The sequence below is a fragment of the Fulvivirga kasyanovii genome (genome assembly GCF_009711405.1).
GTDB classification, from domain to species: domain Bacteria; phylum Bacteroidota; class Bacteroidia; order Cytophagales; family Cyclobacteriaceae; genus Fulvivirga; species Fulvivirga kasyanovii.
The window spans coordinates 1-702 of record NZ_SMLW01000105.1 but is presented as its reverse complement, the minus strand read 5'-3'; the positions used below and the strand labels follow the sequence as shown (position 1 = coordinate 702).

At 33.8% G+C, this 702-nt stretch carries 1 protein-coding gene; it reads left to right on the top strand.

Annotated elements, in window-relative coordinates; all coding sequences use genetic code 11:
- Positions 1 to 220, top strand: a 220-nt coding sequence (locus tag E1163_RS30825; protein WP_221417864.1) for a hypothetical protein, incomplete at its 5' end; no start/stop codon positions are given.
- Positions 221 to 702 lie beyond the last annotated feature (482 nt).

The following is a 702-nucleotide window of genomic DNA, read 5'->3' as shown; positions in this document are numbered from 1 at the left end:
TCTTCCTTTATTGGGCAACAAAAATAAGGGTGATACCATTTTAGTTGATGACCAGAAAATAGTAAGGTATACTGGAGAAATCACCTATGAAGATGCTCGAGAAAAAGGCTTTTTTTCCGAAGATCATTACCTCAATTCCGAATTGACAATATTAATTGAGTATCAATCTGATAGTTCAATGTCATGCAAATATCTCAATACTCTTCAAGTTAAAAAATAATTCAAACTATTCCGGGTGTTAACATTGTCTTAGCTGGCGTGAGTTTGTAACTCGTGCCTCTAATGTTTTGTGTGCTACATACATATTGATAAGCCGCAAGCCCGTACCAGCGGGCCTGCAACAATAGATGACAAATAAATGAAAAGACTAACAATACTCATTGCATGTAATTTGACATTATACTCACAAACTGATATGAAGAAAAAGAATTATTTCGGAATAGATGTTCAAGAACTCTCAGAAAAGGAAATGAACTTGATATTGAACGAAAACAATCTTAAAAACACAGAGCATACAGGTGGTGATATAGTACACTATAAATGATCTATTTCTGGCACGGAATGTATGCGGACTGTGCTTTATAAAATGATAACTGTCCCAGATATATGGCATTTAAAACTTTATTCCATATTGATCTTTAATATGGTTCTTGCTCCGCAGGAGCAACCATTTTACAAAGTAATAAACATCAAAAAGTTAAA